Raw genomic sequence first — 7,763 nt, 5'->3', positions numbered from 1 at the left:
GTTGTCGTTGTCGTAATCGTGGTCGCATTATTCGATTACGACAACGACAACGACAGCGTACCCGGGATCCCGGTCACCACATCAGTTCTGATCGCACCCCAGAACCATTGCAGCGAGTCCATCCATGCTCCATCTCGACCTCCCCACCAGCGCCGAACTCCTCGACCTCGCCACCGCGCGCACGGACATCGCCGTGTCGATCTTTCTGCCGACGACGCCCATCACTACGCAGACCGCTGCCGATCGGATTGCGCTGAAGAACCTGGCCAAGGAGGCCATCGCGCAGTTGGAGGCCGCGGGCGCTGACCAGTGGCGGGTCTGCGCCCTGGCCGAGGAACTGGACGACCTGATCGACGACGGTGAGTTCTGGCGCTATCAGGCCCATGGTCTGGCCATCTACGCCACCCCGGACAACCTGCGGACCTTCCGGGTGCCCAACGCCCTGGAGCCGCTGGTGGAGGTGTCCGACCGCTTTCATCTCAAGCCCCTGCTGCGCTCGATCACCTTCTGCAACGCCTGCTATGTGCTGGCGCTGGCCGAGGGCGGCGTGCGTCTGATCGAGGTTTCGGCGGACCTGCCGACGGGCGAGGTGAAGGTGATCGGGATGCCGAAGGATGTCGCCTCCGCGGTCGGCAAGGCGAGCATCGCGGATCGCTCCCACAGCGGGCGGCTGGTCGGCAGCGAGGGGCGAAAGGTCCTGCTGCGGCACTATGCCCGCCAGGTCGACAGCGCCCTGCGCGGTCTGCTCGCGGGCAGCGATATCCCGCTGGTGCTGGCCTCGGTCCAGGGCCTGGCCGCCATCTACCGCTCGGTCAATACCTATCCGCACCTGGCCGACCAGGGGATCACGGGCAGTCCGGAGGAACAGAGCGAGGCGGAACTGGCGACGGCCGCGCGCTCGGTACTGGATGGTCTGTACCGCGATCAGATCGCCAAGTGGACCGCGCTCTTCAACCAACGCGCCAACGAGGGCCGCGCCGGCACCGACCTCGCGCAGGTGGCGCGGGCGGCAACCTTCGGCGCCGTCCAGAGCCTGCTGGTGGACATGGACCAGGTGATACCCGGCACGATCGACGAGACCGACGGGACCCTCACCCTCGCCGAGGGGCCCGGCGCGAGCACCTATGGCGTGGTGGACGAGATCGCCCGCCGGGTGCTCCTGTCCGGCGGCCAGGTGCTGAGCGTGCGCCAGGGGGACATCCCCCGGGGCCAGCCGCTGGCCGCGATTCTGCGGTATGCCATCTGAAGTGTCGGTATCCCGGAAAGGGCAGTTCGGCCGCACATAAACGCCGGTTCGCTAATAGGTTAAGCCAGTCCATCAGGGACTGCTGTCAGCGTCGTGGTCGTTGTCGTTGTCGTAATCGAGATTATCGTATCCGATTACGACAACGACAACGATGGTACTCGTTGTCTAGAAGGACCCGAAGGCGAACCCCAGGCCGATAACCGCCAGCAGGGCGAGCAGGCTGCCGGTCAACATGACGATGGCGACTGCGGGAGTCCTTGCCGTCGGTCGGTGACTGGGCTATCCTTAACCCCATGTCATATCATGGTTGTTGCCCGCGCGACGAGCGCTCGACAATGGCCCTGTCGTCACCAGCAGCGGTGCCTCCCGGCCCCGCTTCGCCCACTCCGCCCGATTGACCGCACCGAGCGGTCGAGGTTAAGTAAATGAGTATACTAAAGAATATCGTTGACGGCCTGCATGGGTCCAAGATCGAGGGGCTGGCCAGGACCTTCACCCGCCTGGGGTGGAGCGGCTTTTGGCTCCAGTTGCTGCTGGGGTCCATTCCGGTCGTGCTGATGTTCTATGTCTTTGTTTTCTCTGGCAGTTTATCAGGCCCGCGCAACGGCCTGCCGATCGTCGAGTTCCTGAGCACGGCCAATCTGCTGGTGCTCCTGTTCACCATCGTCTGGTTCTATCGCTACGTCGGCCTCGGCAAGCGGATCGCCGACCCCCAGACGCGCCCGAGCGAGTCGGCGGTCATCGCGACCGTCTGGACCGGTCTGGTCGCGAGCAGTCTGGGTATCCTGTTCGCTATGCTGGTCATGCTGTTGGACGTGGCGCAACTCCTGTTCTATTTCCTCTCTGCGCCCCAGGCGGGCATCCCTACCCTGCAGACGACGACCGTCGGCACCACCGCCAGTTGGGTCTCCGCGGTCGATCTGCTCAGCCTGATGGCCCTGCTGCTGACGCTCGCCGCCGAGGTGATCACCCTGGTGCTCGGTCTCTGGCTCATGTTCCGTACCTCGCAGTGCGCGGGCGAGTTCCCCGAGTCCGTGTAGCGGCGAAAAAATGGCGCTATCGGCAGTTCCTTATGGAATTGTTCAACTTATCAGTGAACCGTGCCTTAGCGCCCCCGGGATACCATTCGGATCGAGGCCTGGGCAATGGGGGAGGGCGGTGCTATGGGTTCCAAATTGATCAAGTTACTGAAGGTCGCCGCCCTGCTGATCCTGGGCGGCGCCGTGACCTTCCTCGGGGTGCGGGCCTTCGAGTCGCAACGCGGTGCGCCGCTGGAGCCCTGGCATACCTTCGTTCCTCATGAATTGTCGGCCGATGAACTGGAGCGCGCCGACTGGGTCCGGTATCTCGAGGCGGAAAAGGCCATCTTCGAGGAGATCCGCGAGCACGTCACGCAGCGCCTGGACGCGGATGAGCGGGTCCCCGCCAATCGCTATTTCGAGGGCAGCCCGGTCTACCCCGGGCGCTTCGTCCAGGACTGGAATCGCTCCTTTACCCTGGAGCCCGCCGGACCCCCGGTCGGCGTCGTCGTCCTGCTCCATGGCCTGACCGATTCACCCTATAGCCTGCGCCATATCGCCCAACGCTATCAGGAGCGCGGCTTTGTGGCCGTCGCACCGCGGTTGCCGGGTCACGGCAGCGTGCCCGCCGGGCTCGCGGCGGTCCATTGGGAGGACTGGACCGCCGCCACGCGCCTGGCGGTGCGCGAGGCGCGGCGGCGGGTCGGCCCGGACCTGCCCCTGCACCTCGTGGGATACTCCAACGGCGGGGCCCTCGCGATGAAATATGCCCTGGATGCCATCGACGACCCCGGGCTGCCGCGCGCCGAGCGGATCATCCTGATCTCGCCCATGATCGGCGTCACGGATTTGGCGCGCTTCGCCGGGTTCGCCGGTCTGCCGGCCCTCTTCCCCCGCTTCGCCAAGGCCGCCTGGCTCTCGATCCTGCCGGAATTCAATCCATTCAAGTACAATTCCTTCCCCGTCAACGCCGCGCGTCAATCCTCGCTCTTGACCCGCGCCCTGCAGCCGCGGCTGGCCCGCTTCGCGCGCGAGGACCGGCTGGGCACCCTGCCGCCCATCCTCACCTTCCAATCGCTCACCGATTTCACGGTCAGCACCCCGGCGATCGTCAATGCCCTCTATGCCCAACTGCCGGCGAACGGCAGCGAGCTGGTCCTCTTCGACCTCAATCGTCACACCGAATTCGGTCCCTTGCTGCGCCCCAGTACCGAGACCATGCTCGCCCGGCTGCTGCCGCAGCCCCCGCGCAACTATCGCACCACGGTCATCACCAACCGCGATGACCGCTCCGCGGACGTGGTGGAGCGCACGATCGCGGCAGGGGCGACGACCGAGGTGGTGCGACCCCTGGGCTTGACCTACCCCAGCGATGTCTTTTCCCTCTCCCATGTGGCGCTGCCATTCCCCGTGACCGATTCGCTCTACGGGATGGAGCCTGACCGCTCCGAAGACTTCGGCGTTCACCTGGGGGCCATGGCGGTGCGCGGTGAGCGGGGCATCCTGATCGTCAGCCTGGACGCGCTGAACCGGATGTCGTCCAATCCATTTTTCCCCTATCTCGTGGACCGCATCATCGAACAGTTGGGCGCCAAGCCCGATGAAACGTTACTGCCTGACGCTCACCGGTGACCTGCTGCCGGGCGCCGAGCGGGCGGCGGCGGTCGCGGCGCTGGCCGCGGCACTCAAGCTGTCCGAGGCGCAGGCCGGGGCCTTCCTGAATGGCCGGTCACGGCCATTGCGCGGCGAACTGTCACAGGAGCGGGCGCAGCAGGCGAGGGCGGGTCTGGAACGGATCGGGGTGGGTTGCCTGATCCACGAAGTCGGGGAGGGGACGCTCGAGCCCGTATTGGCGGCCGATGCCTTTCGCCGTCCGAGTCGGCTCAGCCTCACCGCGGCGACGATGCGCTGTCCCAGTTGTAGCGCCGAGCAGCCGCCAGGCGAGGTCTGCCAGGATTGCGGAATCGTCTTCGCGAAGTTCGGCAGGCCCGCGACGCCCCGGCGGGCGCCCGCGGCCCGGCCGGAGGCGCGCCCATTCCCCTATAAAACAGTAGGCCAACTCCTGCTGCTGATCGTCCTATGGTCCCTGGCGCTCGCCTTCTGGAGCCACTGGAAGAAGGACCAACTCCCGCCGCCCGATTTTTACGACACCGCCCGCCTGGGTGAGCCGCAACAGACCCCGACCGCGGCCAGACCCTTCCAGGTCGAGGCCGAGGGCATCGTCTACACCATCGAACCCCTGTACGACTACCAACTCGACGGGGTCGTCGTGAGCCTCCACGACAGCGATGTCTTCTGGGACATCTATCACTTCAAGGACTGGAAAGACTTCATCAACATCCGCGACCTGTGCGTGGTCTGGGGCGGCAACGTCACCACCGGGGCCTTCCGTGCCATGTCCTACCACAACACCACCTGGACCTGCTGGGTCGCGAGCCGCGGCACCGGGGCCGCGGCTGCCTTCGCCACGGACCAACTCTCCAACAACCACCTGCTGACGCAGGACCCACTGATCCGGCGGGCGCTCAAGTCCGCCGAGATCGGCGACCAGGTCCGCTTGCGCGGCAAACTGGCGCGCTACTCCCATTCCGGCGGCTTCCAGCGCGGCACCAGCACCAGCCGCACCGATCAGGGCAACGGCGCCTGCGAGACCGTCTACCTTGATGCCTTCGAGATCACGCGCAAGGCCAACACCGGCTGGCGCCTGGTCTATCGCAGCAGTGTCACGACCGCGCTCGCGGCCTTGCTGGTCCTGACGGTGTTGTTCTTCGGGTCGATGGCGCGCGGGGTGCGGGACTGAAGGTCCGTCGTTGGCGGAGGTGGGCGATAGCGATCGACAATGAATTCTCTTTATCTTTTCATAAACTTGTCGTGCACGCGTCTGGCGACAGGCTCAAGGCGCGACGGGGAGCGTACCGCGTCTGTTTCTGCGCCGGACTAGGCTAGCCAGCGCGGCACCTATCGGAAGTAAGGTGATCGTCGAAGGAACGGGGACCACGGAGATCGAACCGTCGATTTCAAACCGCGTCAGGTCCCAGGCGAGCCCGCCGGTGAGGGTTGGCAGGGTGTTCTGGTGGATACTCAATACCGATGCGCCGGTCCAGAAGCCGTCGGTGAGGTCAAAAAGCTGGAATCGATTGTTGTTTGCCCCAGTATAAGGTGAGGCCGAGAAGGCAATCGTGGTGACTCCGGACAGATCCAATGACGCGGCGGAATCCACAAGAAAGCGGCCGTAAGCAACGGCGGAGTCCAATCCCAAGACGATCGTGTTTACGAAATTGATCAATCCTTGGATGATAACGGTGTTGAGTACGGTACTTGAGACCCCGCGGAAAGTGATTGATGCCCCCTGCCCGTTAAGCGTCATCGAGTGCTTGAAGTTCACGTCCGCTGAAACATCGACGCCATTCGTGGCGGAGTTGGTGAAGTCTCCGTAGAGGTTCAGCGCGTCGGTGGGTGCCATAATCGAAAATGGTGAGGCGCCAGGCTGCACCGTGATCGAAAGTGCATTTGTATCTGACCCGATCTCCAGGATGCCGCTGGGAACATCTGGGATGATCACATCCCTGGTGCTGTCGGGCACGCCGTTCGACCAATTTGCCGGCGTGCTCCAGTCGGTGGCAAACACGTCGCCCTGCCAGGTGGTTTGCGCGGCGCGGGCGCCCGGTGCGATGGCGAGCACCGAGGCGAGGAGGCAATAGTGCGTCTTGCTCATGGATCGGCAATGCTCGGGATATCAGGGTTCGTGGGGGTCGCTCGGCCTTCGCGATAATTCGTAGAGGGCCTGAAAGCCTCTAGGGGCCCTTGACGGCGGCGCTCGCCTTGGTCTTCACCTGATCGGCGACAGCCGCGCTCTGGCTGAGCAGGGTAAAGTTGCCCCCAGGGGCGATCGCATACTCGAACTTGGCGACCAGTCCGTCGGAGGAACTGATCTTGCGTGCAAGGGTTGTGCCCCGCACCGACGCCGACCACTTCCTGGTGAGCCTGTTGATCGAGAGGGTGACGTAGGGGTCCGCCCCGCTCTTTGAGACGAAGCGGAACTCGGATGAGGTCTGGCTCCAGGACCCGGTGTCTGCATTAACAGGTATCTCAAGAAAATTCAGCGTGAGCTTACCCAATACAATCGCGGCGGGCACCGCGGAGAAACCCACGCCGCTGACGACTACGCTGCTCACGGCCGAGGGCAGTGAGTTATCGACGGTCAGCGCCACACTCTCCAGCCCCTTGGCTGGAAGGGGACTATTCTTCGGGGCGAACGTGGTGTCCATGACGACCCAAAGATACAGGTTGTGAATCGGATCGGGATTTCCCGTGAACTGGGCACTGTAGTCGATATTCATCGCCATCCGGAACGTGGCGTCCGGCCGCGTTCCGTCCACCGTGCCGTGGGTATTGAGCATAGTCCAATAATGTTTGGCCGGATCGCTGTCCGTATCGTTGTAACCCACGAGTACTGTCCAGTGACCGCATCCGCCTTTATCCCAGGTATGGTCCTTGGCATAGTCCATGTTGATGATGCTGGTCGCCGGTTCATTCGCCCAAAAGGCGTCGAAGATATCCCAGTCCGCTGTTGTCGGCAGGAAGTAGAGCAGGCCGACTGGATATCCGGCATCGAGCACACTCTTGAGGTTACGGATTGCCTCGGTCTGACTGATGTCCCATGTGTCTACCTGGGATAGGTCAATACCGGCGATAGGAAATGCCGTGTTGCCGGAGGCGCGCCACGAGGTTCCGGAAGCGATCAGCGATGGGCGTACCTCACCGACGCTGAAGGTCGTATCCCAGGCCGCGCCGATATTCGAGTAAGGAATGGCATACCCGATCATGTCGTAAAATGCCTTGGTCATTCCGAAATGACCGCCGGCGTTTAGGTTTGAACCGACCATCCAGGCGTTTGATGCCAGGAATTGAACCGACAGGCCTTCTTGCAGTACCGGGTTGCCACTGAACTGCTTGTCGAAATACATCGACATTATGGCAGTACTGGCCCAGATCCAACAGGTGCCGGTCGGGGTCTGATCGCGCAGCCCCGGCGTGTAATGAAAATGATCGAGCACCGAGACCGAACCAGTACCCGGGGTATAGGCAGTCGGGGCGGCGTAAAGCTCTAGGCTTTCCACCCAGGCGGCGAGCTCCCGCTCCTGAGCGTCGCTCATATGCATCATGCCGAAGCGGGATGCATTCGCGACTGGAGCGAATAACATCGACACGAGGCAGGAGGTCAAAGCCAGGGTGCTGAGGCGAGTTGTCATGAGGTCACACCATAGCGAAATACTGAGGATACCAGCAACACTCGACTTTGGCCATTTTTGCAGTAGGCCGACAGCCCCGCGCGTGACGCCAGGGCGGTGTCGAAACGTGCGCTGAGCAGAGGGTAGGATGGGCAAAGCGCAGCGTGCCCATCCTCCAGACATGATCGTCGAGCGTAGGATCGGCAAAGCACAGCGTGCCCATCCCCCAGACCTCGACGCGGCCCGGATGGGCACGCCCGAGCGACG

At 63.5% G+C, this 7,763-nt stretch carries 6 protein-coding genes; 4 read left to right on the top strand and 2 right to left on the bottom strand.

Features of this window, described 5'->3' with window-relative positions:
- The first annotated feature begins 124 nt into the window (after window positions 1–124).
- From QZY48_RS24355 to QZY48_RS24340, 4 genes are all read left to right on the top strand, one after another.
- Window positions 125–1,246 carry a hypothetical protein gene (locus QZY48_RS24355; RefSeq protein ID WP_295435947.1) on the top strand — a complete coding sequence of 374 codons (1,122 nt, stop codon included), beginning with the start codon at window positions 125–127 and terminating at the stop codon, window positions 1,244–1,246.
- Between the two features lie 425 nt (window positions 1,247–1,671).
- A complete protein-coding gene (locus tag QZY48_RS24350) occupies window positions 1,672–2,286 on the top strand; it encodes a DUF3611 family protein (RefSeq protein ID WP_295435946.1) in 615 nt (204 codons plus the stop codon).
- A 123-nt stretch (window positions 2,287–2,409) separates the two neighbouring features.
- Window positions 2,410–3,897 (top strand): alpha/beta hydrolase, encoded by a 1,488-nt coding sequence (locus QZY48_RS24345; protein WP_295435943.1) that lies wholly within the window; start codon window positions 2,410–2,412, stop codon window positions 3,895–3,897.
- Window positions 3,866–5,065, top strand: coding sequence for a hypothetical protein (locus QZY48_RS24340; protein ID WP_295435942.1), 1,200 nt, complete (start codon window positions 3,866–3,868; stop codon window positions 5,063–5,065). The genes QZY48_RS24345 and QZY48_RS24340 overlap by 32 nt, the downstream gene beginning before the upstream one ends.
- 93 nt (window positions 5,066–5,158) lie before the next feature.
- Here the strand turns inward: QZY48_RS24340 and QZY48_RS24335 are convergent, their stop codons facing one another.
- Together QZY48_RS24335 and QZY48_RS24330 are read right to left on the bottom strand one after the other, a co-directional pair.
- Entirely contained in the window at window positions 5,159–5,980 is an 822-nt protein-coding gene (locus QZY48_RS24335; protein ID WP_295435940.1) for a PEP-CTERM sorting domain-containing protein, read from the bottom strand.
- Window positions 5,981–6,059: 79 nt separating this feature from the next.
- Entirely contained in the window at window positions 6,060–7,517 is a 1,458-nt protein-coding gene (locus QZY48_RS24330) for a hypothetical protein (protein ID WP_295435938.1), read from the bottom strand.
- Window positions 7,518–7,763: the final 246 nt, after the last annotated feature.

It is taken from the genome of uncultured Thiodictyon sp. (assembly GCF_903828115.1).
GTDB lineage: Bacteria > Pseudomonadota > Gammaproteobacteria > Chromatiales > Chromatiaceae > Thiodictyon.
The sequence above is the reverse complement of the archived record's forward strand: the minus strand, read 5'-3'. Positions and strand labels throughout refer to the sequence as shown.